The following is a 25,035-nucleotide window of genomic DNA, read 5'->3' on the forward strand; positions in this document are numbered from 1 at the left end:
ATGTGGTGATCCCCGCTCACCACATCTCCTTCTACCTTCAAAGCATCAAGGAAGTCATCCGCAAAGGCGGCTGAAATCCATTAACGCAGAAGGCAGAAGGAGGGGCGATGAACGCGAGGTCGGTACGCCGGGACGAGACGCCGGTCGAGTACGAAGTCCGCGTCAAAGGCCATCTTGATTCCCGCTGGGCCGCTTGGTTCGAAGGACTGAGCCTCACCAACCAACATGACGGAACCACCGTCATCCGCACCCGGAACATCGATCAAGCCGCGCTCCACAGTCTGCTGCAAAAGCTCCGCGACTTGGCACTGCCGCTCGTGGCAATCACCCAAATCGGAACCACGCAACCCAGCCAGCCGGCGTCGAACACTCGCAACTTCATCCCCAAGAAGGAATACACCGTGAAAACCACAACCCAAACCCCAGCAACTGAGCGTGTCCGGATGGACCCGTTGCGGAAGACCGCGATGGTCGCAGGCATCCTGTACCTGGTCACGTTCGTGAGCTCGATCCCGGCGCTGTTCCTGATTTCCCCCGTCCTGAACGATCCGCACTACATCACGGGCTCCGGTGCTGATTCGACCGTCATCTTTGGCTGCTTCCTCGATCTCGTCAACGCGGTGTCCGCCGTGGGCACCGCCGTCGCATTGTTTCCCGTAGTCAAACGGCAGAACGAAGGCATCGCGCTCGGCTTCGTCTCCGCCCGGATGTTTGAAGCCGCGGTCATCGTGATCGGCGTCGTTAGTCTCTTGGCTGTGGTCACTTTGCGCCAGAACGGCGGCGCGGACACGGCCTTGGTTCCCGTGGGCCGGGCCCTCGTGGCGGTCCGTGACTGGACGTTCCTTCTCGGGCCGAGCCTGGTTCCGGGCGTGAGCGGGCTGCTGCTCGGGTACCTGATGTATCGTTCGGGGCTCGTCCCGCGCGTCATTCCTCTGCTTGGACTGATCGGCGGCCCGCTGCTGCTTTCGTCGACGATCTCAACGATGTTCGGTTTCAACCAAGGGATCTCGGTGTGGTCGGGACTGGCTACCCTACCGATCTTCGTCTGGGAGTTGTCGCTGGGTGTGTGGATGGCGGTGAAGGGCTTCAGGCCGTCGCCCATCACCACCGCGCAAGTACGCACCGCCTGAGGAATCACCCACAAACCCCACGGCACATGTCCCGCGGCCAGCCCGGCCGCGGGACTCATCGCGTTGAAGCGGGCGACTACCGAATCCCGGAACACCTCGTCACCGAGCCCGTCGAACCCCGGCGACGTGAACACGCCGGCCATGCCGAACAGGCCCGGATCGGCGGTAGGGGTGACCAGGCCCTTCACCGGAGGCGTGGGTTCAACCCCGAGCTCGAGGACGCCTTGGGCAGGGGCGCTGAGCGGGAATGGGAAGCAGGTGCTCGGGACGTAGCTCGCGATGGCCTGGCTCCGGCGGTCGCCAGATGCCCGGCTACCCATCGAGAATTACCTGGAGAAGAGGCCGGCTTCGAAAGGCGCTACTATGCACTTCAAATGCTTCGGGTTGTATGTGGATTCATACCGTCGGCTCTTTCAAAAGTACTGGACTAAGCGATGGTTCTTCCAGGTTTCCGGTGGCTTGCCCTATCTCCTGCGGTAGCCTTTCGAGGTCCTGGCCGAGGCCCGCGAAAATCTCCGGTTTGTTCCTACGAAGATGGCGGGCCAGGAGTAGTCCGCCGGCAATGGCAGCGACCAGAAGCCATGGCAGCATGGTGATGACGGGGGCGTCCGAGCCGGCCAGAACCGAAAAGTTGGCAATGGCCAGGACCACAACGGCCCCTAGGCCCAGGAGGCCAATGCCTGGGGCCAGCAGCGTTGCCCACAGTCGCCGGTCCCGGGTTTTCCTGAAGTGCACGACTATCGCGAGGGTGGCCAGGAGCTGAAGGGTGAGGATGCCCAGCGTGCCGAAACCGGTCATGCTCGGAATGAGTGAAGTGAGAGGTTCCAGGCCAAAGACCGCGAAGAGTCCGGTCACTACGATTCCAAGTGCGAACTGGGCTATCGAGGCGCGCTGAGGGACCCCGTTGGCACGGGTCCGGCTCAGCCGGGGTGTGAGGATCCGTGCGCGGCCGAGAGAGTAGATGTATCTGGTGGCTGAATTATGCAGGGCCATCAGCGCGGCGAATAGGCTCACGAGGAGCAGGATCATCATGAGCTTCGTAAGGCCGTCGCCGAGATAGTCGTTTGAGAGGAAGAAGACCAGATCGCCGGCGGCAAGGTGATCGGTAGCGACTGCCTGGGCTTGAGCTGTTCCTAGAGCGCTCACAATCGCCCACGTTGTCACGGCGGACAGCGCTCCGATGAAGCCTATTGCTGTGTAGGTTGCCCGGGGAATGGTCCGGCGGGGGTTCTTGGCCTCCTCGCTGAATAGGCCGGTGGCTTCTACTCCAACGAAGGCATTGGCGGCGAACAGGAAACCGATGCCTGCTCCGCCGGAGAACACGATGCCGGGGTTGAAGACATCGAGGGTGTAGCCGTTCCTGAGCAGTACAGCGACATCAAAGATGACCAGGATGGACACTTCCAGGATCAGCCCTACCCCAAGAACCTTGGCGCTGAAATCGATGCCCTGGCGGCTTAGCAGGAACGCGGCGGACACGGCCACCAGGCTCCAGATGAACCAGTGAACGTTCAGCCCGGTGAGCTGTGCGATCACGGTCTGCATGAAGAAGCCGATTGTTCCTATCGCTCCGGCTACGAAGCAGTTATACCCGAGCATTGCTACCAGTGCTGCTACCAGCGCCGCTGGTTTGCCGAGGCCCTTGAGGACGACGGCGTAGAACCCGCCCGCGCTGACGAGCAGCTTGGACATTTGCGCGTAGCCTACGCCGAAAAGCAGGAGTATTGCGGTGACGATAATGAATGAACCCACCATCCCGGCTCCATTGCCGAGTGCCAGGCCAAGGGCAGTGATGACGATAATCCCCGTCAGCGGGGCGACGGCTGCAAGGACAAGGAAGACGACGCCGAAGACGCCCAGGGAGTCCTTGGACAGTTTGTCCGGACTGGCAGGTAAGTGTTCCTGAAGTTGATTAGCCATGGGTAACTCTCTCTTCTCTGAACTGGCCTTCTTCGCTCGGCGCAGGGGCCAGGGACGACGCCTGGGGTGGTGATCAGGCGGGAAAGGAGGACCTGGCGGAATAGCCGAAGTCCGAAAGAATGTTGGTCCCGTTGATGGCACGGGCGTCTTCGCTGGAAAGGAACATGACCGTCTTGGCGATGTCACTGGGAGCGTTCACGGGGAATTTCGCATCGTCGAAGCTGTCAACGCCCAGACCGCGCCTGGCCATCGGCGTATCCACGATGGATGGGCAGACGCTGTTGACCCGGATCCCATGGGATTCGAAAAGTTCGAAGGACAAGGCTCTGGTGAGCTGTACCAGCGCCCCCTTCGAAGCGTTGTAGGCCAGCATCCCGGGAGCGGCGACGAAGCCCGAGTCGGATCCAATGATGGTGATGGAGGTGTGCTGCTCTTTTGCGAGGAAGGGCAACGCGTGCTTCACGGCGTGGAACACTCCCAGCACGTTGACTTCCAGAACTCGGAGGAAGTCCTGGGATGTTACGTCCTGCACCGCGTTGCCCATCTCGCCCTCTATTCCGGCGCTTGCAACGACTGTGTCTATGCCCTGAAGCTCGGTGTCGAATTCCTTGAAGGAGTTGGCCACGGCAGCTTCGTCAGCGACGTCAGCCACAATTCCGTGGCATCTGCCGTCCGAATATCTGGAGAGAGGTCCTTGCAGGGCGTGGTCCAGGCTTTGCCGCGAGCGGCTGATGATGCCCACTCTTGCGCCCTCTTTCAGGAAGGCTTGTGCTGTGGCTAGTCCGATCCCCGATGCGCCGCCGGTAATAACGACCCTCCGAGGGTCATTTTGGGAGAGATCCATGAGTTGGTTCCGATCAGAAGTAGTTCCCTGCGTTGTTGCTTGTCTTCCGAGGCCTGCTGCCCGGACGATTAGATGCTGTGGTGACTAGATGCTGTGGAGGGAGGCTTCCAGGCCCTCCAGCAGTTGTTCCGCGTGGGTTTTGTTGAAGACGAGTGGTGGCCGCATCTTCAGCACGGTTTCATGCCGGCCTACCTTGCTGATCAGGATGCCGTTCTTCTTCATGCTTTCCACGAGCTTCTTGGTGACCGCCGGGGCAGACAGGCCCGACTTCGTGTCAGGGAACAACTCAAGACCGAAGAACAGGCCACGGCCCTTGACCGCACCGACGAAGTCGAAGCCGACGGCCAGCTTTTCCAGTCCGTCCTTCAGGACGTCACCGGTCCGTTGGGCATTCGCCAGCAAGTCCTCGTCCTTCATGACCTGCAAGACGGCACGGCCCGCGGCCGCCGAGACAGGGTTTCCCGCGAAGGTGTTGAAGTAGAGGTTGGCAGCGCCAAACTCGTCCAGCAGTTCGGCGCTGGTGACGACGCCGCCCATCGGGTGTCCATTGCCCATGGGCTTCCCCATGGTGACGAGGTCCGGGGACAGCCCGAATAGCTCATAGCCCCACATCGCCTCGCCAGTGCGGCCGAACCCGGATTGCACCTCATCGGAGATCACAAGGCCGCCGGCTGCGTGGATGCGCTGTTGAACGGCTTGGAGATAGCCATCGGGAAGCCTGCAAAGGCCTTCGGTCGAAAACAGTGGATCGAACAGGAAGGCGGAAACTCCAAACCCCTCACTATTCAGGGCCTCAATGGCAGCCTCCAACTCGCGAAGGCCCTTCTCCAGCAGCTGCTCTGGACCGAGTTCATTGCCGGCTGCATCAAGGTCGGGGATTCGGATGGCCCGGACATTGGCAGACAATCCGTTCCTGGTAGGCAAGGCCGTCGTCGCATCAGCGAGGAGGGAGGTATTTCCGTGGTAGCTGAAGTCCGACACGATGATGCCTGTATTCCCGGTGCGCTGGTTGGCGATCCTGAAGGCAAGATCGTTGGCCTCCGACCCGCTGTTAGTGAAGGAAACCTTGTCCAGCTCCTCGCCGAAGGTTGCCACGAGTTCCTCGGCATAATCGATCACTTGGCTATTCAGGTAGCGGGTGTGGATGTTCAGTCGGGAGGCCTGGGCGCGGATGGCTTCAACGACTACGGGGTTGCAGTGACCGACGTGGGGAACGTTGTTGTACGCATCAAGGTAGGTCCGGCCGTTGATGTCCGTCATCCACACGCTTTCAGCGGATACCAAGGCGATCGGTTCGTCGTAGAACAACGGGGAGTGGGCTCCGAGCGTCTTGAGCCTTCGCGCCAGCAGCCCCGATGCAGAGCGTTCACCCTGCTGTGGGCGGGAACTTTGATTGTGTGTGTCAGGCATTATCTCTCCGTTTTGGGCATCACAATGAAGCCCGGCAATAGCGGTGGACCACGAGGCGCAGCTGCGCCGGTTCTTAAGTTGTTCGCGACGAGCAGCAGACGACGCCGGTGAAGTCGCGCGGACGGGTTTAGCGTCCTGCTGAAACCCGGGAGTAGCTTCTCGCCATGTCCAGGACCATGGGGACAATGTGGCTGACGACGAATTCGGCAGCATCGTCCCCTCGTCGTGATGAGGCCCACCCCATGTACGTCAAGCCCCTCGCGAGCAGCATGGCGTCCCACGACTTCAGGTGTTCCTCAGGCAGTGCCCGGGCCGAGCGGTACCCTTCGAAGGCGTTTCGCTGGTACTCCGGGTATTTCGGGTGCGGCAAGTAGAAGAAGAGCAAGGTGGCCAGGTCAAAGAGGTGCCAGCCCTCGCCGAAGTCGTCAAAGTCGATAAGGATGCACTCTTCGTCACGGACCAGAATGTTTTCCGGTGTGAAGTCAGCATGGATGACCCCATACCGATTTACACCGACGCCGAAGGAATTCAACTCATTCTTGAGTTCGCGTTTGACGTCGTTCAGCAGGGCGACATCCCGCTCTGTGAGCTCGCCAATACCGCTTGGATCGCCCCAGAGCGCCCGTTCTCCCACCAGACCCTCGCCGTCCCAGGCCTGGCGGTCAAAACCGTCGATGCGGCCGATGGCAGTTGCCTCGTTGTGGAACGTAGCGGCCAGGACGCCCAGACGGTAAAAAGTCTCAGGGCGCAGGCTGGCCGTTCCTTCAAAGGCCTCCAGAATGTCTCCCAAGGGCACTGCACCTTCAGCCCAAACCAACATGTCGATCTGGTACGTGACTCCATCACTACCTTCGATGAGGCAGAGCAGGTCCCCGTCCGCCGTCGGGAGCACCGCGGGAACGTCTACCCCCCGGGACTTGAGAGCACGCAGAAACTCAAGTTCGCACCTGACCTCGGAATCAGAGCGGTATCCCGCCCGGTGCAGCCGCACGGCGTAGGAGATTTGCCCTTCGGGGCAAATGCGGAAGACGTAATTCTCGCGGTATTTGACGAATTCAATCGGCGTGCTGTCTTGAAGCCCGTATCGCCCAAGTGCCCCACGAACCGTGTTGACTGCAAGTGCTTGGTCCAAAGTGGATCTCCTTATTGATTTCCAGATCTGTGCGGATGAACGAACCGTTACCGGCCGGGCTGGCATGTGAGGTCCGTTCGCTGCCCTCTTGAAAAAGTGAACCACACCACATGACCAAAATCTAGACTGCGAGTCTATTTTTTGTGTCTGGAGGATAGAATCTGCTGAGCGGGCAGTTGACGCCCATCCAGTACTCTTGCCGCTCTTTGACGCCAGAGGGTCAGGCATTGGACGTTTTTGGACTCACCGTCCAGAATCGATGCTTAAGAGACAATTTTTGAGATGCAAGGGTATATCGTGTCTCTTTCGACCATGGAGGTTTTATGACTGCGGCGACCGAAAAGCCTGTTTCGACGAACCTTCGGGAACGTCGGCGGGAGCAAACAAGAAACGATCTGACGAGTGCCGGCTTGGAAATCATCTCTGCCGAAGGCGTCGATGCGGCCACAATCGATAGATTGGCCGCCCAAGCAGGGATGTCCCGCGGAACGGTCTACGCGCATTTCGAAGGGGGCCGCGATGAAGTGCTCCAAGAGGCGTACAGGCGTGTAGGCCGTGATCTAGTCAATATGGCCCAGCGGCTGGCAGACTCTGCCGGCACGTGGCAGGACCGGGTCATGGCCTATGCGCGGGCGATGGTCGCACTTACTGAGGACCATAACCGGGGCTATTTCTATAACGTGGCGGGCCCTGCTTTGTTTGGCAGCCGTGTTGAGCGCGGGGAAGGCTCCTCGGCCAGCCTCGCTGCGATACGCAAGGAACTGCTGCTTGCCCAGCAGCGGGGTGAAATCGACAGTGATGTGGATGCGGACGAGATGGCCGTGCTGCTTATCGGATGCCTTCGTGAAGCCGGAATCGAAATTGCCCGTGGGGCCATGCAACCAGCGAAGTTTCTTTCGGCGTTTCAGCGCTTGCTCGACGGCCTGGCCCCCTAGCACGACCTCTCGTCCACCTTGTTGTCCGTGGCGCCAGCCCTAGCCGTTGATGATCTGGGGCGAACCGAGTTGCTTCAGACCTTCGACGCCGAACTCAAGACCGTAACCGGACTGCTTGGCCCCTCCAAACGGCACGCGCGGATCGACGGCTCCATGTTTGTTGAGCCACACCGTGCCGGCTTGAATACGTGCTGCAACCTGGCGAGCTTTCGCGGTGTCCGAGGACCATACGGAAGCGCCCAGGCCGACATTCAGGCTGTTGGCCATCTCGAGGGCTTCGTCCAGGTTGGAGTATTTGATGATCGGCAGCGCAGGGCCGAATTGTTCCTCGACCACCAGCGGGTTGCTGTTGTCGATATCCGCAATCAATGTCGTTGGGTAGAAATAGCCTGGCTGCTCGGCCTCGGGTTCCCCGCCGAGCAGCACTCGCGCGCCTGAGTCCTTCGCTGCCTGCACAAGACGGGAGACGACGTCGAACTGGGCCTTGTTCTGCAGCGGTCCGAGCACGTTGTTCTCGTCCAAGCCGACGCCCATGGGCATGTTCTTTGCGACCGCGGTCAGTGCCTCGCAGACTTTATCGTAGATGTCTTCATGCACGTACAGGCGCTTCAGCGCGGCGCAGGTCTGGCCGGTGTTGATGAACGCCCCCCAGAACAGGCCTTCAGCGATCGCCAGGGGATCGGCGTCCGGCAGCACAATTCCGGCGTCGTTGCCCCCTAGTTCCAAGGTCAACCGCTTGATCGTGTCTGCGGAGGAGCGGATGATCGCCTTGCCAGTCGCGGTGGAACCTGTAAACATCACTTTGGCGATGTCCTCGTGGGCAGCCAGGCGCTCGCCTACATCTCGGCCTCCCGGAACAACGGCCAGCACATCGGCGGGGAGGACCGAGCTGAGTACCGTGGCCAAGGCAAGCACGGAGAGCGGCGTGTATTCCGAGGGCTTCATGACGACGGTGTTGCCCATCCGCAGGGCGGGGGCCAGTTGCCAGATGGAGATCATCATCGGCCAGTTCCAGGGGCCGATGGCACCGACAACTCCTAGTGGCCGGTAGAAGAGTTGAGCGAGGGTGCCGTCTTCCTCGACCAGGGTCTCGGGGTCCAGATTGAATGATGCCGTCGCCCGCAACCATGCGCCGCAGGCCCCGACTTCGAATCGGGCATTCGGGCCGTTGAGTGGTTTGCCTTGTTCGCGGGAGAGCAACTGGGCCAGGGCCTCGGCATTGGCTTCGACCGCGTCGGCTGCCCGATTCAGTAGTTCACGGCGCTCCTCGTGGCCACGGGCCTCCCAGGCGGGTTGTGCGGCGCGGGCAGCCTGGACGGCGGCATCCAGCTCCACAATGCCAGGCTCCGCAACCAATCCGACTAGCTCACCCGTCGCCTGGTCGATGATCCGGCGGCCGCCGGAGGTCGGCTGGATGGCTTCAAGGAGGCCTTGGTAGGTGAAAGTCGTGGTTTCCGACGTCGTTGTCATGGTGTCTTCCTTCTTCTGGTGAGGTTGGTTGGAATTTGTGATCCAGCCATCCTGCAGCGTGTTGGAGAAAGTGAATCACACTGCAAAGCTAATTACTAGACTTGCAGTTCAGAATGTGTTCCCAGTGTTTCCAAAGCCCGGAATGCGGTTCGAGTCCCACCTCGGGCACAGCATTCCCCCTCGTCAGAGGGGTTTTCGCGCGCAATCCTCGGGGACGTGATGTTCCTGCGCTGGTGGCGCGGCCGCAGGGAGGCCACCCCGGAAGTGCATCTTCCGGTCCTTCACTCCCGGCGGTCCTGCGGCCGTGACCAGGGCGTCACCGGCCGGCCCTGCAAGACGCCGTCGACCCTCAGGTCCACCCTTTCATTGAAGAAGCTCACGAGGCCGTGGATCTGGGCGGCGTCGCGGAAACGCCTGTCATAGCTCCAGGCGACATTCCTGCCGTCCTCGGTGCCGGGGTACGTCCAGTAGCTCGCTTCCCCCTTGTACGGGCACACGGTCCTCTTGGGGCTCTCCTCCATGAGGTCCAGCCGCACGTCCCCGGGCGGGATGTAGTAGCGGACGGGAAGCAATGTCTCGTACAGGAGTTGCGCGCCGTTCGTTCTGGCGAGCGTGACGCCGTCGAGGGAGACCTCCACGGTCAGGGATGAGGCCCGGATGTCCACACGGTGGAAGGGGTCGCGGGGGTGGCCGATAATCTCCTCGTCGTCTTCCCTCCATTGAAAGGCGGCGAAGTCCAACACGACATACCCGGCCAGGTCGGGGTCGTCCGGGCGGAACGCCGCCCCGGGCGCCGTCGTCGTTCGCGTCACAACGTCGAGCTGTTCGCCGGGGGTGGTGTGCCGGCCGAACCCGGTGCGCGGATCCAGCGACGTGGGTGAGCCTGCGGACAGCCTGACGCCGAGCTCCGGGACGTCGGCCGCAGGGCCGCCCGGTGTGAGCTCTGCCAGCAGTTCTGCCTCCGGTACCGCAAATATCGGGGTAATGCGCTTCGGTTCCCAGACCAGCCACGCGTGCAAGGTGTCGACGACGGTGTTCCCGCCCAGGGTCGCGCGGATCCGCTTGGCGGTGGGTTCGTAGCGCAGCTCCGGGAACGTCCCGAGGATCACTCCGGAGAGTTTGGTGGCCATGCTTCAAGCGTGAGCGCGGGGCCGTACGGCGTCAATGTCCTCGTGAGGGATAACTCAGCTATCTGATGAACCTGGGACGCTGCCTGCTGTGGCTCGCACTTTGAGGGTGAGCGCGGCGAGGGCGAGCATTTCGAGTCCGGTCCAGGCGAGCGTCCCACCCCAGATTTCAGGGGAGAAGCTCAGCGCCCGGTCGTGGAGCGCCACACCGGCGAAGTACGCGGCCCAGAACACGACGGGGGAGAGGCCTATCGCGGTCATGAGTCGTGCGTGACGGTCCGGGGTGGGTCGCACAACGGCCCACAGCACTCCAACGAGGACGGCACCGGCAAGGGCCGCCGGCACGAGCCAGGCGTCCCTCAGTGCGACCATGGTCTGCAGGGCAATGGAGGGGAGCAGTGCCATGGCCGCGGGCACCGCGGGGTGCAGGCGCCAGCGCAGGGACAGCAAGAGGACGGGCACGAAGAGCACGGCCGTTGAGACGAGGAACGATGCCAAAGAGACCATGACGGACGACGACGTCGGAAGCGTCACCGCGGGCTGCGTCCCGGCAGCGCCGGCGTAGGTCTGGATGAGCCCGTGGCGGGCGAAGACCGCGAACTCCTGCAGGATGAACGCCGCGACCATGCCTGAGAGCATTGCGCTCACGACGGCGGGTATCAGCCGTGGCCATGTCCGTTCGGGTGAGTGCCATGCTGCGGAGAACGGTGCGGCGAGGATGAGGAAGCCGCCGGTGGCAAGACCCAAATGGGACGGGCTGAACAACGCCTTGAGGCCCTGTTCAATGCCGAACACCGAGTGCCAGGCGAAGTCGGCCGCCCCGGAGACGAGGAAGAGGATGACTCCGGCTGCCGCGGCCCCATAGCCGGCGGGGATCGCTTCGGTCCACCGCGTGCCGGGGGCGTGCCGGCGCCAGGTAAGGGCGGCGATCCAGAGGGCGCAGGCCGCGAAGCCCGAGTAAAGGATCGCGTGCCACGGAGTGAAGAACGTCTCGAGGTCGCGGAGGTTGTTGTGCGCCCAGCCGTCAACATAGGTTCCGGTGAGAAGCCAGACGCCGGCCGCGAGGGTGATGACGTCTTCAACCGCTGTGGTGGGGCGATGAACCGATGCCGGCGGAAGCGCGAAGACGTGAGCTGCTGAAGCGTCCATAGCTCCACAGTAGGTCCCGCCGCCTTCGGCGGCGAGAGGCAATCCCCTCCGCTGGCGACCCCTGGCAGAGCGGCGCCGTTGCACCCGTCCCGGCTAACGGGTTCGCCCCGTTGACGCGGCAACTGACGCGCTTCGACAAACCCGCCCGGCCGGATCTCCGCCGCTCCTCGCCCGTCAAATTCTCGCTTGACGCTGCGCTGGAGTAACAGGGTCTTTGCCTGCTCGTCGGTGGGCGCGTCAAACCATGAGGGGACCGCGCGCTTGGGCACGATCAAAGTATGCCCAGGCGACGTCGGATTCGCATCGTAGGACGCAAAGGCCAGTGCGTTTTCGGCAAGCCAGGTATCTTCGGGAATGCTCAAGAACGGGGAAACAGTGCCGATCGTGTCATCCAAACAGGGGACGCTCTCGGAGTCGCCCGACGCTGACCCTGACCGCGCGTCCCGAGGCCTGCGACGAGCGGTCCCCAAAGGCTAGCCGGCTCGGAGGCCGAGTCCGTCGAGAGTGGCCACCGCCGTCGTCGGCCCGCCGCAGTCGCGGCCTTCCGGGTAGGTGGTTGTGGGCTTGAGCCTCGCGTGGCTCATGCCGATCGACCAGCCAGAGGTGTTGGTGCCCGATGTCGTGAGATCCAAAGGGTCGTCGTTGATGCCAGCCTCGATACGAATGTCGATGCTTCCGTCCGCCATGCGCAAGGGCACTGCTTGGGGCGCGCCAGGCGAGGTCGGCAGGGGAATGGGGCCGGGTGTAAGCGGTGTCAAGGCGTTGATGGAGAAGCTGTGGCACGTGCCGTCCTGGCACATCTCGATGCCGAGCGTGGCAAGGGTCGCCGCGCGCTCAGGGGTGATGTGCAAGGTCACCGACGAGCCGTATCCGACAGCCCGGCAGACGCCGGGGGAGCCGCAGGACGGGAACAGGGGCGTCCCGACGGCGAGCACGAAAAGTACCGAAAACACGCGACCTACCGAACCGAAGCGACGCATCGCGGCCCCCTCATCAGAGTCATGGTAGGTCCCTGTGGCATCCTGCGGTGAGGGGTCGTCGTTACGGCAGGTCGGAGAGGTAAGGACATGCGACTGTCCTCGCTGTGTCGCCCGGCACGGTGGTCGGCCACGCCGGGGTGCAACTTCGCAGAACCCGGGCACACACGCGGATAGCGTGGGTGGCGGGGCGGATCACCGGATCAGGGTGTGTGGATGTAAGGATCGGTTATGCCTCACCGTCTGATGCTCCTCGATACGGCCTCGCTGTACTTTCGCGCCTTCTTCGGGGTACCCGATTCGATCCGCCGCGCCGATGGCACGCCGGTGAACGCCGTTCGCGGCCTGCTGGACATGATCGCGCGGCTCGCCACCGACTATGGGGCGACGCATCTGGTGGCGTGCTGGGACGAGGACTGGCGTCCGCAGTGGCGGGTGGACCTCATCCCGACGTACAAGTCGCATCGGGTGGCGGAGGCGGTGGCGGGCGCTCCCGACGTCGAAGTGGTGCCGGACGCGCTGCAGGTGCAGGTTCCGATGATCCGGCGGGTGCTCGGCCTCGCGGGCATCGCCGTCGTCGGGGCTGCCGGACATGAGGCCGACGACGTCATCGGCACCTACGCCAGCCACGCGGAGCTTCCTGTCGACGTCGTGACGGGCGACCGCGATCTGTTCCAGGTGGTCGACGACGCCCGCCAGGTGCGGGTCATCTACACGGCGAGAGGTATGAAGAACCTCGAGATCGTGACCGATGCCGTCGTCGTGGGCAAGTATCGTGTGTTGCCCGAGCAGTACGCCGATTTCGCGACGTTGCGCGGGGACGCCTCGGACGGGCTGCCGGGCGTGGCCGGGATCGGCGAAAAGACGGCTGCGTCGTTGCTCGCGGAGTACGGCACGCTCGACCGGTTGCTCGCGGCCGCGGCGGATCCGGGCAGCGGGCTGTCGGGGCCTGTGAGGTCGAAACTCGCCGCTTCCGCCGATTATCTGGCGGTTGCGCCCGTTGTTGTGAAAGTCGTGCGCAACCTCGCACTGCCCACCGTCGAAGAGTCGGGGGCGCTGCTGCGCCCGGTCGTCGGAGACTCGCGCATTGAACTCGAGCGTCTCGCTACCGACTGGAACCTCGGCGGCTCGGTGAAACGATTCCTCGACGCTCTCGAACTCCGCCGGTGAGGACATCAGCCCTGCGCGGCTAAGAAACCATGAACAACTCCGACGTTATTCAGATTTGACAGATAAACTCTGAACAAGATATTCCTTGTTCAGACTTCCGGAGGATGAGATGCCCGATTGGCCCGTCCATGGCAGCAAGCTTGTGCCTTGGAAAACCCAGGGGCGAGCGCCGCGGGAAGACAGGGAATTCACCGAGGGTTTAGTCTCCCTGCCGCCTTTGGTTGCCGACTGCTGGTTTGATCCGGGGCGCGAAACGATGGTCGCCCTCGAGGAGGCCGCCGTCGCTGTCGCTTCCCTGGATGTGACTGCCGGTATGCGCATGGCCGCTATCAGCGGGTTCCTGCTCCGTAGTGAGGCGGTGTCCTCATCCAAAATCGAGCAGGTGGACGCCAACCGGAACGATTACGCCAAAGCGATGATCGGTCTCAAAGCAAGCGACAACGCCAAGTCCATGGTCGCCGCAGCCGACGCTGTCCAGGGCATGATCGCCGACGCGGGCGAGAGTGGCGAGATCCGTCTTGAGGCGATGCTTACCGCGCATCAAACGCTCATGAAGGATGATCCGGTGGATTCGTCTTATGCCGGGAAGTTCCGGGATGTGCAGAACTGGATCGGCGGCAGTGACTTCTCGCCGCGTGGCGCAATCCATGTCCCGCCACCACCGGAGCTGGTGACTGAGCTCATGGAAGACCTGGTGGCCTTCTGCAACCGCCGTGACGTCCCCATCATGGCCCAGGCGGCCATCGCCCATGCCCAGTTCGAATCCATCCACCCCTTCACGGACGGCAATGGCCGCATTGGCCGGGCCCTGATTGGCGCCATATCCCGTCGTCGGGGTCTGACAAAGAACACGGTCACGCCCATCGCTTCAGCCATGGTTGCCGACGTGGAAAAGTACTTTGCCCTGGTGAACAACTACCGGACGGGCGAAGCCGACCCGTTCGTCTTGTACCTGGCCAAGGCAGCGCTCCACGCATCGGACGCTGCACGCGAATCCGTCACTGCCCTGGACGCGCTACCGGCCGCATGGGTGGAGCTGGCCAAGCCGAGAAAAGGCTCTGCCGACGAGAAGATCATTCCTTGGCTTCTGGAACGGCCCGTCTTTGAGGCTCACAGCGCTGCCCACGTCGCCGGCGTCGAGGAAAGGTCGGTCTATGGCGCGCTGGAACGGCTCACGAAAGCAGGGGTCATCACCCAAATCACCGCCTCTCAGCGGAACCGCGCCTGGGCCGCCACCGAGGTATTGGACGAGGTCGACAGGCTCAACAGGCGCCTTGCGACTTGGCAAACGGGCGTCTGACAAAGGTGTCAGGACTGGCATCCGCCCATCGGACTTCATGCACTGTGCACCCAAGTAGCTGGCAGTTGTTGTCGTTATGAGCCTTCAAAACGACAACAACTGCGAGTCAGTTGGGCCTTGGCGGTTCAGTCTTGGCCCAGTCCTGCGGCCGAGGTCTTCTGCCCGGTCACGCTGTTGAGGGCGCGGAGGTCGAAGATGCCGTTGATGTCGGCCGGTTTCGTGATCCCGGCGTCCACGCCGTCCTGGAGGAGTTTCTTGTAGGTTCCGGCGAGCGGGTCCACGGTGAAGGTGATGTTCTTCAGGGAACGGTCGATCACGTCGGCCGGAAGCGTGCTGCCGGCGGTCGCCTTCAACGCGGCGTTGATGGCGGTGGCCTTGTCTGCGGCCGACGCGGTGTTGAGCCAGTTGACGGAGGCTTCGTGGCCCTTGAGCAGGGCCGTCACCGTCTGCGGGTGGTCTGCGGCAAACTTCTTGCTCACGATCAGGATGGTGGTGGGGAACGCACCCTTGTCCCAGAGGTCCTTTTCGTCCACGAGGACCTTGCCGCCGGCCTGGAGCACCAGACGTGAGGCCCAGGGTTCGGGCAGCCAGGCGCCGTCGAGCTTTCCGTCCTGGAAGAGCTTGAGGGTCTGGGCGTTGTCGGTCGGGTTGATGGCGACATCGCCCCCGCCGTTCGGGTTGGTCTTCAGGCCCTGCTTGCCCAGCCAGGCGCGCAGCGCCACGTCCTGGGTGCCGCCGAGCTGCGGTGACGCGAGGGTCTTGCCCTTGAGGTCCGCGGCGGTGTTGATGCCGGGCTTGACCACCAGCTGGGCTCCGCCGGAGGCTGCGCCGGCGATGATGTTGATGGAGGCGCCCTTGCTCTGGACGAAGGAGTTGATGGCCGGGTTCGGGCCAAGGTAGGCGGCGTCGATCGCTCCGGCGTTCAGGGCCTCGATGGCTGCAGGTCCGGCGTTGAAGATCTGGGTGGTGAGCTTGGTGCTGCCCAGTTCCTTCGCGATGAGGCCCTTGCTGACCCCGACCAGTGCGGGGGCGTGGGTGACGTTGCCGAAGTAGCCCAGCTTGAGCTCCGTGGCAGGCGACGTTGCCGCTGCGGCCTGGGTTTCGTTGTTCTTCGCGACCACCGATGCGACGGCGGCGCCGGCACCGATCAGCAGGACGAGTCCGACGGCGATGCCGATCTCGAGCGTGCGGCGGCGCTTGGGTTTGGTGCTCTCGCCGGCGACGATGCGCGTGGTCGAGTTGTCATGAGTTGATGACACGGAAGTATTCCTTCAGGGGTGGGGGCCTGCACTTTGCTCCAGGCCTGGGAACGGAGAGTTGTTGGGGGTGAAGGGGATGATCTACGGGGCCACTTCGGACGCCGTGGATGGATTGAGATTACGGACGTCCGCTGCGTGGGGACAACGGGGCGTGACACCGGCAGTAATCGGGCGACGCTGAGGTTAATTTGCCGACGCACAGCGTCGTGAGACGACTAAAACCTTCATCTCCCGGTCCGCAGGGCGGAGAGTGTCCTGCCCATCCCGAGAATCGCTCAAAATTTCGGTTGGTTACCCAATTTGATGAATCGAGAAATCCAATTACTCCAAACCTACAAATGTGTAATTGCTTGTCTTTGCGGGGTGGCAGATCGCGGCTAGCCAAATAGTCTTTTAGGGAGAAAATTCCACCGGTCATTTTGAGGCCGGAATTCCAGGCCCTGAGATGACGGCGTAAATGCTTCGGAGAACTTCCGGAGAACGCTGTCACCCGGGAAGAAAAAGACCGAAGTGACAACAACAGAGACGGACCCAAGAGCGCGCGCCATCGACACGCTCGCGGGCGATCTGGCGTCGTAACACCCTGACATCGGGCTGCTCGGCTCGGCCTTGGCGCGCCGGCAATTACGGTCTTGGGGTTGACGCCTATCCTCGACTTGCCGTGTAGGCGGCGTGCTCCTGAAGTGGTTGTGCGCGACCCCTTGGGGATGTCCTGGAATTGGGGTTAGCCTGAGCCCACGGGGGTCTAGTCGAAAGAAGCGACCATGAAGGCTTGGCAGTTCGTTACCGAAAACCATCCGCTGGAGCTGCACGATGTCCCCGCGCCGGTCCCCGGTCCGGGCGAACTCGTGCTGGATGTCAAAGGCGCGGGTATTTGCCACAGCGACGTCGGGTTCCTCGACGGGACGTTGTCCGGGCTGCTGCCGAAGCGGCCGATCACCCTTGGCCATGAGATCGCGGGAATCGTTTCAGCCGTCGGCCCCGATGTCAGCGGCTTCGCGGTGGGTCAGCGGGTTGCCATACCCTGCGACATCCCGACCCCAGGGACCAGCATGGACGGCGGATTCGCTGAGAAGGTCCTCACCCCGGCCAAGTTCGTCATTCCGGTGCCGGACGGGGTCCCCTTCGACCAAGCCGCCGCGGCGACCGACGCGGGAATGACGGCGTACCACGCGGCGATGACGGTCGGCGGTGTGAAGGCCGGCGACAAGGTCGGCATCATCGGCGTCGGCGGCCTCGGTTCCCTGGCCGTGCAGATCTGTGTCGGTGCCGGCGCGGAGGTCTACGCCGCAGAGATCAACGAAAAAGTCTGGGACCTGGGCAGGGAGCTCGGGGCCGCCGCCGTAGCCAAGGATATCCGCGAATTCGCCGACAAGGACCTTGACGTCATCATTGACTATGCCGGCTTCGGCACGACGACGGCCGGGGCCATCGAGACGGTGCGTCCCGACGGCAAGGTTGTCCAGGTCGGGCTGGGCCGCCCCGAGGGCACCCTGAACCTCCAGCGTCTGACACTCTCCCGCCTGACCCTGGTTGGGTCCCAGGCCGGGACCCAGGAGGACTGCGCGGCGGTGTTGAAGCTCATCAGCGAGGGCAAACTCAAGGTCAACATCACGAAAGTCTCCTTCGACGAGATCGGCGAAGGCGTGAAGAGACTCGAGCGAGGCGAGGTTGTGGGCCGCCTGGTGGCCGTCCGCGACTGACACAGTAGGCAGACCAGCACGAGCAGGGTCACTCGCACCACCACATGGGCTTAGGGGTCGAGCACGGATCCGGCAAAGCGCAAGAAACCATCCGAATCGCACCCATGCTGACTCCCCAATCATTCGGTATACCGAAGGAAAGACCAGACCCAACAGTGGGTCCAAGGCGATATTCGGACTTGGAAGCGTTGAAGACAAGTGGGGCCGGTACCTGTGCGGAAATGAAGCGTTCCTGCCTTCCGGGGTGTTAATTTCACGGCCAAATCCACGCGGTGTCATGGCACCTTGAAAATGGGCGATGGCTCCGTAAAGACAGCGTCGCAGGCTTTGGGAATCGCTTGTACCCGGGTAGGATACAACCATGTCAACCCCGTTGACGGATGAGCTCATCCAGAAGGTAAAAATTGCTGGCCAGGCCGCCAATAAGGCAAGGCGGGAAATGGTCGCGGCGTCGGACAGTCGTGCGGAAGCTGTCTACTCTTTGTGGGTCGAGGGCATGACGGTTCGGAGTATCGCCCGGGCCACGGCTGTCAGTCCTTCGGTGAGTCAGCGCCTGTTGGAGAAGGCCCGGGCCAGCCGTCCGGCGTTTGAACGGCGGGAGGAGCGGGTGTCGTATGAGTTGCACCGGGCCGTTGCCGAGAAGTTGCGTGTCGATCCTCAGACTGTTCTGAGCAAGGCGGGGGTGAACCTCGGCCGTCTTGCGGCAAAGTCCCGTGGCGCCTTTGCCGAGGGTTGGGTGAGCGAGTGGTCGGCGTTGATCGCCGGACCGGTAGATGACCTTGTTGAGGTCATGCTCCGCCCGGATGAGCGGTCCATTGACCTGCGCCAGATGACACCATTCGCCGGAGTGCTGACTGATGAGGAAAGGCTTTTGGCTATTCACAAGGCTGGAGCGTAGGCAACTTGAGCATGCCATTCGGGCTGCGACGGAAATCATCCGGCATGACATCGTAGTGATTATCGGCAGCCAGGCGATCCTGGGGTCCTTCACGGAGGACGAGTTGCCGATCGAGGCGACGATGTCCGAGGAAGTTGACGTCGCTCTGATGGAAGATGACGATGCTCAGTCGCTGGCGACTGCGACAGGCTTCGGTGAGATGTCCCAGTTCCATGAAACGCACGGGTTTTATGTCCAGGGCGTTGGCATGGACACCGCGGTGCTTTCGGAGGGCTGGGTCGACAGGCTTGTGAAGGTCAATAACGCCAACACCAATGGCCGGACCGGCCTGTGTCTGGAACCGCACGATCTATGTGCCGCCAAGCTTATCGCCGGCAGGATCAAGGACCGCATTTTCGTCAAAGCCCTTCTTGAACATGGGCTGGTCGATGCGGACACGATAGCCAGCCGGCTCGAAACTATCCGCAATGACGACATCCGCCGGGACCGGGCACTGGCATGTGTGCGGAGTTCCGTCGGCCGCTGACGCCTTCCGTATCCCCGACGGCCGCCTGCGACTGAGCACCGCGCTGTTTCATCCCAGCCGATTGCCACGGTTCTTGCAAGGTAATGCGAGCTCCTGCAAGTCGGCCCATGAGAAGTTCGGCGGGGAGTGCAGCCGTGACTGAATTCGAGTCGGCATTTGTGCCGCGAACGGATGGGTCCGGAACGAGTTGGCCTGATATCAATTCGAATGCCGTTGTACCCGAACACAGAGCGACTGCCGCTCCTCCTCAAAATGGGGGCGGCAGCCGCTCTGCGTTCTTCGAAATCTGTCAGAAAAGCAATGTCGTCGCTCCCCAGGGCACGGCGTCGCGGTCCGGAATTATCAGCCTGGTGTGGTCGTGAGTTGCTGTTCAATGTCCACGCGGGCAACTTCGGAAGCCTCACGTTCCGCAAAGTCCAGGGCCAGTGCTCCCTGTGATTTCTTCCGGCGGAGCAGGAAGACCACCAAGCCGATGAGCATCCAGACGCCGCCAAGCGCGTAGGTGAACCAGGCCAGTGAGGTCCACAGCCAGGCGATGAAGGCGAAACCGATCACGGGCATGACAAGGTGGCGCAGCACGCCGGTCTTTCCGCGTTTTCGGAGATCGAAGAACAACACCTTGATGGTGGCCAGGTTGACCATGGCAAAGGCGAGCAGGGCGCCGAAGTTGATCATGTACACGGCCTGGTCCAGGGTGATGAAGAGGGCCACGAGGGAAAACGCGGAGACTACCAGAGCTGCGATGAAGGGTGTCCGGAAGCGAGGGTGCAGGCTGGCAAAGATACCTGGCAGGATGCGGTCACGGCCCATGGCGAAGATCACCCGGCTGACGCTCATCTGTGCGGCCGTGCCGCAGAGGACCAACCCAGTGAGGTTCACCAGCACGAACACCACCATCAGTACATCGCCGCCAGCCTTCTGCATGAGTTCCGTACCGGCCGCATCAAGGTTCCCGAGGCTGTGCCAGTCGGGCACGATCAGGCTGCCCGCCACGGAGAAGAGGACATAGCCCACGCCGGCGAAAAGGGTGGCATAGACAATGCCGCGGGGCACGTCCCGTTTCGGGTTGCGTGCCTCCTCGGACAGAGTGGACACGCCGTCAAACCCGAGGAAGGCAAACGCCACGATGGCAGCCGCAGCCATCAGGGGCGCGAATCCGCCATTTCCCGGAGTCAATGGTCGGACTACGCTTTCCAAGCTCAGCTGCGGGGCATTGGCCACTGCCAGAACCAGGAAGGCTAGGATGACCAGCACAGAAGCAATCACCACCACGAAGTTCATCTTCTTCACCCAGGTCACGCCGATGACGCTGAAGAGCCCCACCACCACGAGGCATCCCAGAACGGCTAGTTGTGGTGGAACGCTCGTGAACAGGCTGTTGAAGTACAGTCCGAAGATCAGGAAGTTCACCATGGGCAGGAACAGGTAGTCCAGCATCATGGCCCAACCAACAAAGAAGCCCACCGGGGCGCCGAAAGCCCTCCCTGTGTACGCGTAGGCACCGCCCGTGACTGGAACGTAGCGCGCCATGCGCCCGTAACTGTGTGCGGTGAAGAGCATGGCGACGACGGCGAGCACGTACGCCGCGGGCAGGTGTCCGTCGCTGATCTGGGTGCCTGATCCGTAGACGGAAACCACGGAAAGGATGCCCATGGAGGTCAGCCCGAAGGCGATGAGTGACGGTAGGCCGAGGGTCCTCTTCAAGCTGGGGGGCTGGCCGCCGGCGGCGGGGGTATTGGACATTGGGTGCTCCTTCGCGGTGGCCATGAGAGATGGGTCACAATAAATGAATGACGTTCATAAGAGTAGGGCGGTTCGCCGTCAATGTCCATGTTTGGTATGCCATATCTCTTGAGAGAGCTTTTCAGGCGCAACGAGTTCCCAGTCTTTGGCTTGGCTAGATCGTCTAGATAGTCAGGAATTCGAGGCGTCAGAAACTGGGGATCCGAAAACTCGCGCACTAGGGTGATTGCTATTTGGTATACCATGATGCGTACCCGGTCGCATTCGGCATGCTGAACCCTCTGCTGCGCCCGCCCGGCGCAAGGACCGATGCAAGCAAAGGAACCAGATGATCACGCCAGCTACATCTGTTGCCGGAGACGATGCCGCAGGAGTTTTGGCCACACCCGGGTTCGTGGACGGCCATATCCACCCGGACAAGACCACGTGGGGCTCCTCCTGGCTTTCCCGCAGGCCCGCCCCTCGCCTGGCAGACCTCATATCCAACGACCTTCAGGCCCAGCTCGGTTTTGCGGACGGTGTGGAAGACCGGGCCTTCGCCCTCATGAGGAATGCCGTGGAAAACGGCACCATGGCCATGAGGGCGCACGTGGACGTCGGCACGCAGATCGGGCTGGCGAATATCCACGGCGTCCGTGCTGCCGCTGAACGGCTGGCGCCCTACCTCAAGGTCCAGATCGTGGCATTCCCGCAGTTCGGGATGCTGAGCAACCCCGGTACCTTGGACCTCATGGAGGCCTCCCTCAGTGAGGGTGCGGATCTGGTGGGCGGCATTGACCCCCAGTCCCTGGACGGGGACCTCGGAGGCCATCTGGATGCGGTGTTCGGGCTGGCCGGAAAATACGGACGCGACCTGGATATTCACCTTCATGACACGGGCCCCGACGCCCTGGCGCAGATCCGCGAAATCGCCAGGAGGACCATCGCCGAAGGCCTCCAGAGCCGTGTGACCATTGGGCACGCCTTCGCCCTGTGTGACCCTTCGGAGCCGGACCTGTCCGTGACACTGGATGCGATGGCGGTCGCCGGTATGTGGATGACCACTTGCGCGCTGGGCGCGGACCCGGTCCCGGTCCTGGGCCTCCTGGAAAACCACGGGGTCCGGGTTGCCTTGGGCTCAGATGGTGTCCGGGACTCCTGGACACCGTTTGGCACCGGCAGTATGGTCGACCGCATGCACCTGCTCGGTTACCGAACGGGCGCCCTGACGGATGCTGAGCTGGAACACTGCTTGCGCATCGCCACGGTGGGCGGGGCTGAGCTGGTGGGTGTCCCGGAGGTGCTCGGCTTCTCCGGAGCGGGCTCGGCACACCGGGTGGAATTTGCCGCGGCCTCCGCGCCGGAGCTGGTGGTCAACCGTCCGGCTCCGCTGCGCGTCGTGCGCAATGGCACTCCGGTGTCGTTCTGAAACCCTCAAGCGGTGGCGGTCACTGGCCATCTTGGCACGGCAAACTCGCCCTAACCCTCCTGGCCGCCGGCCGACATATCGCCGACGCCAGGCGTCCCGTCGGCAAGTGCGTAGCGCTGCAGCACCGCACCCTTCGGTGAGGCGACGACCGGCTCGATGAGTCTGAGGTTCGTCGGAACCACGCCGTCGGCGAAGACCTTCTTTCCACCGCCGAGGAGGATCGGATACACCCAGAGCGTGAGCCGGTCGAAGAGTCGCTCGGCGAACAGGGTCTGCACGAAGTCGAGACTGCCGATGACGTGGATGTTCGCGTGCCGCTCGCGCAGTTCGCGCACGGCAGCGACGACATCAGGACCGAGCAGTGTGGAGTCGGCCCACTCGAGGGTCGGCGTCTGGCGCGAGACCACGTATTTCGGGAGGCGGTTGAACAGCCGCGCGATGTCCCCGTCAGCGTGCGGCCAGTACGCGGCGAAAATGTCGTAGGTCCGGCGCCCAAGCAGAAGCGCGTCCATCCCCGCCATCCCGATTTCGACCTGCTCGCCGACGAGTTCGTCAAAGAGAGGCGCCTGCCAGCCGCCAAACGCGAAACCGCCGCCAGCGTCCTCGTCCGGGCCGCCGGGCGCCTGCGCGACGCCGTCGAGCGTGGTGAACAGGTCAATATGGATGAGTCCCATGCCGTGCTCTTTCTCTGTCGCCCGCCGTCGCCCCGGCGACGGGATCACTTCGAGGCTGCCACACCTTCCCCCTTCAGAGCAACCGGTATCAAGGCCTCGACCCGCGCCCCGGATTGACTTCATCACAGGCGGGCGCCCGCCCCGCGGCCGAGCTTGGGAAAGCAACTCCATGGACCCGGCAGCCGCCCCCGGAGGCTAGCCCCGGCGCCAGTGCTCGAGGACCTCGCGGACTTTTTCGCGGACCCCGTCGCGGGCCGTGTCCCGCGACACGCCCGCCATGAGCAGTGCGTCGTAGTCGGTTTCTTGGTGGCGAATGGAGGCCACGACCGCCAACTCCAGGGCCTGTTGGTCAAGGCGCTTTCCCTCGGCGGTGCGTCCGACCCGGCCGCTGCCCCGTGCCGCGGTGTGTGCGGCGATCGCGGCAGCACGCTGAGGGGGACATCCAGGTAGCAGTCGGCTGATCTCCGCAGCCATCCGGTCCGCGAGCTGGCTGTCAGCCTCGCGGCGCCGTTCCTCATCGCGAGCTCGACGCCGGGTGCGCGCCTCCGCGTCCGCCAGGCACGATGCCTCGGCATCCACCAGCGCCTGTTCCTCGACGAGGACGCCTTGTCGCTCGTAGCGCCGTCGGGACCGGCTGAAGCGCACTACCACCGCCGACAGGCCGCTGGCCTTGCGGGCCCGGCGCGTCAGGGTGGTATTACCGGCGGGCAGGTAGGTGAGGTAGTCGAGATCGGCGCACGCCATGCACAGCGGCCCTTCGTCTTCCATTAGCAGTAAGTCCCCGTGCCCGCCGCACCCCGTGCATGTCCAGTCCTTCAGCGGAGAGACGACGACGAGGTCCGGCGGCCGACCGGCCTGCTCCTGGACGCGCACGCGCTTGGCCGCTGACAGAGTCGGGGGGAGCCAGTGTGTACGGTATCCGCGTTCGATGGACTGGCTGCCGCTGGCGGAGAACTGCAGCGTCTTGCGGTCGCGGGTCCGGGCGACGTAGCTGGTCTCACTGGGCTGCAACCCCTGCTCATCGGCCCAGCGATGCAATGCCCGCATCGCCGTGGAGACCTTGCCCAAGCCGACCGGCACCACCTGCTCGAGATAGGGTATGCGTCCTTGGCGCCAATGGTCTCGGTGCACCGGCTGCAGCCAGCCCATTCCCACGAGCACGTCGACCGGCGCGACGTAACCGTGGTCCCGCAATGCCTCCTCAGCCGCCCGGGCAACCCGCTGCTCGATTGATTGCGCCATGCTCACTCCTATCACCGAGATAGACCGTAGGTTAATCCTTTGGAACTACTCTGGACATAATCTGCTAAGAGCAAGCTGTGAATGATACCGTCGTCACTGGCTAGACATTTGGGATTTCAGCACGCTATCGCATGGGGATCTGTATCCCCACCATAACGAGAATTCCGTAATTCGTCTCAGGGGGGACAAATGAAGAAGTTTATTGCAGCGCTTGCACTTGCAGGAACAATCGCACTGGCTGGAACCGCTCCGGCCGTGGCAGCCACCACCTACCCGGCGCCGGGCAATGAGTACGGAACCGTCTCCGACGGCACCATAGCTCGCGGCGAATCCACCACTTTCTCCGGCAGCGGCTATATCGCCGGCGAAACCATCAACATTACGTTCAAGCGGACCGGCGGCAAGAAGGCTTCCGACGGCGAGCGGCCCGCTCCGTCCAATTTCAGCGTCATCGCCGACGGTACCGGAGCTTTCTCCACCACCATTACCTTCATGGACGGTGGCAACTACATGATCGGCGCCGTCGGCGCCACCTCCGGTAACACGCGCTGGGCAGCCGTGGTTGTTAATTCCGGCAACGGCGGAGGCAACAACAACGGCGGCGGCAACCACGGCGGCGGCAACGACAAAGGCAAAGGTATTTCCGGTCTCGCTGCTGTTTCCAGCGTTACCGCCGCTGGCGCCGCAACCGGCCAGGCCAACACCGTTGCCGATTCCAACCTGGTCATGTGGTCGCTGGTCGGCGCAGGCGCTCTGGCCGCCAGCGCAGCATCCGCAGCGGTGGTTCGCCGCCGCGCTAAGACTGCTGAAGCCAAGGGCCAGGCTCCAGGCGAGTAACCCGTATTCACAGGGGGCAGGTGCTTTCCGGGAGACCGGAAAGCACCTGCCCTTTGCTTTGACAATCCAACGATCCAAAATGTTGAACAACTTGTGTTTTCAACCACGCTGAAGTTCTCGGTTCCGATACCATTCTCAAAGAATCGGTCTGGTGCCCATCTGGGAACTTGTCCTTGGACAG

General features: G+C 62.8%; 21 protein-coding genes and 1 pseudogene. 9 read left to right on the forward strand and 13 right to left on the reverse strand.

All coding sequences use genetic code 11. The features are described 5' to 3' along the window. Positions 1-107: 107 nt before the first annotated feature. On the forward strand, positions 108-1,130 hold the full coding sequence (locus NFJ07_RS00200) for a DUF4386 domain-containing protein (protein ID WP_269991639.1): 1,023 nt from the start codon (positions 108-110) through the stop codon (positions 1,128-1,130). A gap of 396 nt (positions 1,131-1,526) precedes the next feature. On the opposite strand, the gene NFJ07_RS00205 is transcribed toward NFJ07_RS00200, so the two are convergent. The 4 genes from NFJ07_RS00205 to NFJ07_RS00220 all read right to left on the reverse strand — a co-directional run bounded on the left by NFJ07_RS00205 (position 1,527) and on the right by NFJ07_RS00220 (position 6,436). Continuing rightward, entirely contained in the window at positions 1,527-3,050 is a 1,524-nt protein-coding gene (locus tag NFJ07_RS00205; protein WP_269991640.1) for an APC family permease, read from the reverse strand. A gap of 73 nt (positions 3,051-3,123) precedes the next feature. After that, the gene (locus NFJ07_RS00210; RefSeq protein WP_269991641.1) at positions 3,124-3,894 is read right to left on the reverse strand and encodes an SDR family NAD(P)-dependent oxidoreductase; all 771 of its coding nucleotides are present in this window, start codon (positions 3,892-3,894) and stop codon (positions 3,124-3,126) included. Positions 3,895-3,978: 84 nt separating this feature from the next. Continuing rightward, positions 3,979-5,304: an aspartate aminotransferase family protein gene (locus NFJ07_RS00215; RefSeq protein ID WP_269991642.1), complete on the reverse strand. Its 1,326-nt coding sequence runs from the start codon at positions 5,302-5,304 to the stop codon at positions 3,979-3,981. Positions 5,305-5,431: 127 nt separating this feature from the next. Continuing rightward, on the reverse strand, positions 5,432-6,436 hold the full coding sequence (locus tag NFJ07_RS00220; RefSeq protein WP_269991643.1) for a phosphotransferase enzyme family protein: 1,005 nt from the start codon (positions 6,434-6,436) through the stop codon (positions 5,432-5,434). Between the two features lie 323 nt (positions 6,437-6,759). Here NFJ07_RS00220 and NFJ07_RS00225 point away from each other — a divergent pair, with 323 nt between their 5' ends. Then, positions 6,760-7,371, forward strand: a complete 612-nt coding sequence (locus tag NFJ07_RS00225) for a TetR/AcrR family transcriptional regulator (protein ID WP_269991644.1) — start codon at positions 6,760-6,762, stop codon at positions 7,369-7,371. Positions 7,372-7,410: 39 nt separating this feature from the next. On the opposite strand, the gene NFJ07_RS00230 is transcribed toward NFJ07_RS00225, so the two are convergent. From NFJ07_RS00230 to NFJ07_RS00245, 5 genes and pseudogenes are all read right to left on the reverse strand, one after another. Further along, on the reverse strand, positions 7,411-8,841 hold the full coding sequence (locus NFJ07_RS00230; protein WP_269991645.1) for an aldehyde dehydrogenase family protein: 1,431 nt from the start codon (positions 8,839-8,841) through the stop codon (positions 7,411-7,413). Between the two features lie 281 nt (positions 8,842-9,122). Continuing rightward, entirely contained in the window at positions 9,123-9,971 is an 849-nt protein-coding gene (locus tag NFJ07_RS00235; RefSeq protein ID WP_269991646.1) for a DUF427 domain-containing protein, read from the reverse strand. Between the two features lie 54 nt (positions 9,972-10,025). After that, positions 10,026-11,117 (reverse strand): hypothetical protein, encoded by a 1,092-nt coding sequence (locus NFJ07_RS00240; protein WP_269991647.1) that lies wholly within the window; start codon positions 11,115-11,117, stop codon positions 10,026-10,028. Positions 11,118-11,299: 182 nt separating this feature from the next. Continuing rightward, positions 11,300-11,587, reverse strand: a pseudogene (locus tag NFJ07_RS25985) (HIT family protein); the annotation flags it as partial. 3 nt (positions 11,588-11,590) lie between these two features. After that, positions 11,591-12,070 (reverse strand): hypothetical protein, encoded by a 480-nt coding sequence (locus NFJ07_RS00245; protein ID WP_269991648.1) that lies wholly within the window; start codon positions 12,068-12,070, stop codon positions 11,591-11,593. Positions 12,071-12,325: 255 nt separating this feature from the next. Here NFJ07_RS00245 and NFJ07_RS00250 point away from each other — a divergent pair, with 255 nt between their 5' ends. Together NFJ07_RS00250 and NFJ07_RS00255 are read left to right on the forward strand one after the other, a co-directional pair. Further along, complete coding sequence (locus NFJ07_RS00250) at positions 12,326-13,264, forward strand: 5'-3' exonuclease (RefSeq protein ID WP_269991649.1); 939 nt, start codon at positions 12,326-12,328, stop codon at positions 13,262-13,264. Between the two features lie 109 nt (positions 13,265-13,373). Then, positions 13,374-14,564, forward strand: a complete 1,191-nt coding sequence (locus NFJ07_RS00255; protein WP_269991650.1) for a Fic family protein — start codon at positions 13,374-13,376, stop codon at positions 14,562-14,564. A gap of 125 nt (positions 14,565-14,689) precedes the next feature. On the opposite strand, the gene NFJ07_RS00260 is transcribed toward NFJ07_RS00255, so the two are convergent. Further along, the gene (locus NFJ07_RS00260; protein ID WP_269991651.1) at positions 14,690-15,823 is read right to left on the reverse strand and encodes an ABC transporter substrate-binding protein; all 1,134 of its coding nucleotides are present in this window, start codon (positions 15,821-15,823) and stop codon (positions 14,690-14,692) included. 764 nt (positions 15,824-16,587) lie between these two features. Here NFJ07_RS00260 and NFJ07_RS00265 point away from each other — a divergent pair. The 3 genes from NFJ07_RS00265 to NFJ07_RS00275 all read left to right on the forward strand — a co-directional run bounded on the left by NFJ07_RS00265 (position 16,588) and on the right by NFJ07_RS00275 (position 18,950). Next, positions 16,588-17,526, forward strand: coding sequence for a zinc-binding dehydrogenase (locus tag NFJ07_RS00265; RefSeq protein ID WP_269991652.1), 939 nt, complete (start codon positions 16,588-16,590; stop codon positions 17,524-17,526). A 361-nt stretch (positions 17,527-17,887) separates the two neighbouring features. Continuing rightward, positions 17,888-18,424: a hypothetical protein gene (locus tag NFJ07_RS00270; protein ID WP_269991653.1), complete on the forward strand. Its 537-nt coding sequence runs from the start codon at positions 17,888-17,890 to the stop codon at positions 18,422-18,424. Further along, complete coding sequence (locus tag NFJ07_RS00275; protein ID WP_333482025.1) at positions 18,384-18,950, forward strand: DUF6036 family nucleotidyltransferase; 567 nt, start codon at positions 18,384-18,386, stop codon at positions 18,948-18,950. The genes NFJ07_RS00270 and NFJ07_RS00275 overlap by 41 nt, the downstream gene beginning before the upstream one ends. Before the next feature lie 342 nt (positions 18,951-19,292). On the opposite strand, the gene NFJ07_RS00280 is transcribed toward NFJ07_RS00275, so the two are convergent. Further along, complete coding sequence (locus tag NFJ07_RS00280; RefSeq protein ID WP_269991655.1) at positions 19,293-20,693, reverse strand: APC family permease; 1,401 nt, start codon at positions 20,691-20,693, stop codon at positions 19,293-19,295. A 328-nt stretch (positions 20,694-21,021) separates the two neighbouring features. On the opposite strand from NFJ07_RS00280, the gene NFJ07_RS00285 reads away from it, so the two are divergent. Beyond that, complete coding sequence (locus tag NFJ07_RS00285) at positions 21,022-22,101, forward strand: amidohydrolase family protein (RefSeq protein ID WP_269991656.1); 1,080 nt, start codon at positions 21,022-21,024, stop codon at positions 22,099-22,101. A 50-nt stretch (positions 22,102-22,151) separates the two neighbouring features. Here NFJ07_RS00285 and NFJ07_RS00290 read toward each other — a convergent pair whose 3' ends face one another. Both NFJ07_RS00290 and NFJ07_RS00295 read right to left on the reverse strand, forming a co-directional pair. Further along, complete coding sequence (locus NFJ07_RS00290) at positions 22,152-22,775, reverse strand: dihydrofolate reductase family protein (protein ID WP_269991658.1); 624 nt, start codon at positions 22,773-22,775, stop codon at positions 22,152-22,154. A gap of 195 nt (positions 22,776-22,970) precedes the next feature. Beyond that, complete coding sequence (locus NFJ07_RS00295) at positions 22,971-24,017, reverse strand: DUF2293 domain-containing protein (protein WP_269991660.1); 1,047 nt, start codon at positions 24,015-24,017, stop codon at positions 22,971-22,973. Between the two features lie 189 nt (positions 24,018-24,206). Here NFJ07_RS00295 and NFJ07_RS00300 point away from each other — a divergent pair, with 189 nt between their 5' ends. Beyond that, complete coding sequence (locus NFJ07_RS00300; RefSeq protein WP_269991662.1) at positions 24,207-24,854, forward strand: hypothetical protein; 648 nt, start codon at positions 24,207-24,209, stop codon at positions 24,852-24,854. The last annotated feature ends 181 nt before the right edge of the window (positions 24,855-25,035 follow it).

The sequence above is a fragment of the Arthrobacter sp. B2a2-09 genome, from assembly GCF_027587375.1.
Classification (GTDB): domain Bacteria; phylum Actinomycetota; class Actinomycetes; order Actinomycetales; family Micrococcaceae; genus Arthrobacter.

Excerpts from the sequence above, each read along its gene's own strand:
- NFJ07_RS00200 (WP_269991639.1), top strand. The coding sequence starts at position 108 with ATGAACGCGAGGTCGGTACGCCGGGACGAGACGCCGGTCGAGTACGAA.
- NFJ07_RS00205 (WP_269991640.1), bottom strand. The coding sequence starts at position 3,050 with ATGGCTAATCAACTTCAGGAACACTTACCTGCCAGTCCGGACAAACTG.
- NFJ07_RS00210 (WP_269991641.1), bottom strand. The coding sequence starts at position 3,894 with ATGGATCTCTCCCAAAATGACCCTCGGAGGGTCGTTATTACCGGCGGC.
- NFJ07_RS00215 (WP_269991642.1), bottom strand. The coding sequence starts at position 5,304 with ATGCCTGACACACACAATCAAAGTTCCCGCCCACAGCAGGGTGAACGC.
- NFJ07_RS00225 (WP_269991644.1), top strand. The coding sequence starts at position 6,760 with ATGACTGCGGCGACCGAAAAGCCTGTTTCGACGAACCTTCGGGAACGT.
- NFJ07_RS00230 (WP_269991645.1), bottom strand. The coding sequence starts at position 8,841 with ATGACAACGACGTCGGAAACCACGACTTTCACCTACCAAGGCCTCCTT.
- NFJ07_RS00235 (WP_269991646.1), bottom strand. The coding sequence starts at position 9,971 with ATGGCCACCAAACTCTCCGGAGTGATCCTCGGGACGTTCCCGGAGCTG.
- NFJ07_RS00240 (WP_269991647.1), bottom strand. The coding sequence starts at position 11,117 with ATGGACGCTTCAGCAGCTCACGTCTTCGCGCTTCCGCCGGCATCGGTT.
- NFJ07_RS00250 (WP_269991649.1), top strand. The coding sequence starts at position 12,326 with ATGCCTCACCGTCTGATGCTCCTCGATACGGCCTCGCTGTACTTTCGC.
- NFJ07_RS00255 (WP_269991650.1), top strand. The coding sequence starts at position 13,374 with ATGCCCGATTGGCCCGTCCATGGCAGCAAGCTTGTGCCTTGGAAAACC.
- NFJ07_RS00265 (WP_269991652.1), top strand. The coding sequence starts at position 16,588 with ATGAAGGCTTGGCAGTTCGTTACCGAAAACCATCCGCTGGAGCTGCAC.
- NFJ07_RS00270 (WP_269991653.1), top strand. The coding sequence starts at position 17,888 with ATGTCAACCCCGTTGACGGATGAGCTCATCCAGAAGGTAAAAATTGCT.
- NFJ07_RS00275 (WP_333482025.1), top strand. The coding sequence starts at position 18,384 with ATGAGGAAAGGCTTTTGGCTATTCACAAGGCTGGAGCGTAGGCAACTT.
- NFJ07_RS00280 (WP_269991655.1), bottom strand. The coding sequence starts at position 20,693 with ATGTCCAATACCCCCGCCGCCGGCGGCCAGCCCCCCAGCTTGAAGAGG.
- NFJ07_RS00285 (WP_269991656.1), top strand. The coding sequence starts at position 21,022 with ATGATCACGCCAGCTACATCTGTTGCCGGAGACGATGCCGCAGGAGTT.
- NFJ07_RS00290 (WP_269991658.1), bottom strand. The coding sequence starts at position 22,775 with ATGGGACTCATCCATATTGACCTGTTCACCACGCTCGACGGCGTCGCG.
- NFJ07_RS00295 (WP_269991660.1), bottom strand. The coding sequence starts at position 24,017 with ATGGCGCAATCAATCGAGCAGCGGGTTGCCCGGGCGGCTGAGGAGGCA.
- NFJ07_RS00300 (WP_269991662.1), top strand. The coding sequence starts at position 24,207 with ATGAAGAAGTTTATTGCAGCGCTTGCACTTGCAGGAACAATCGCACTG.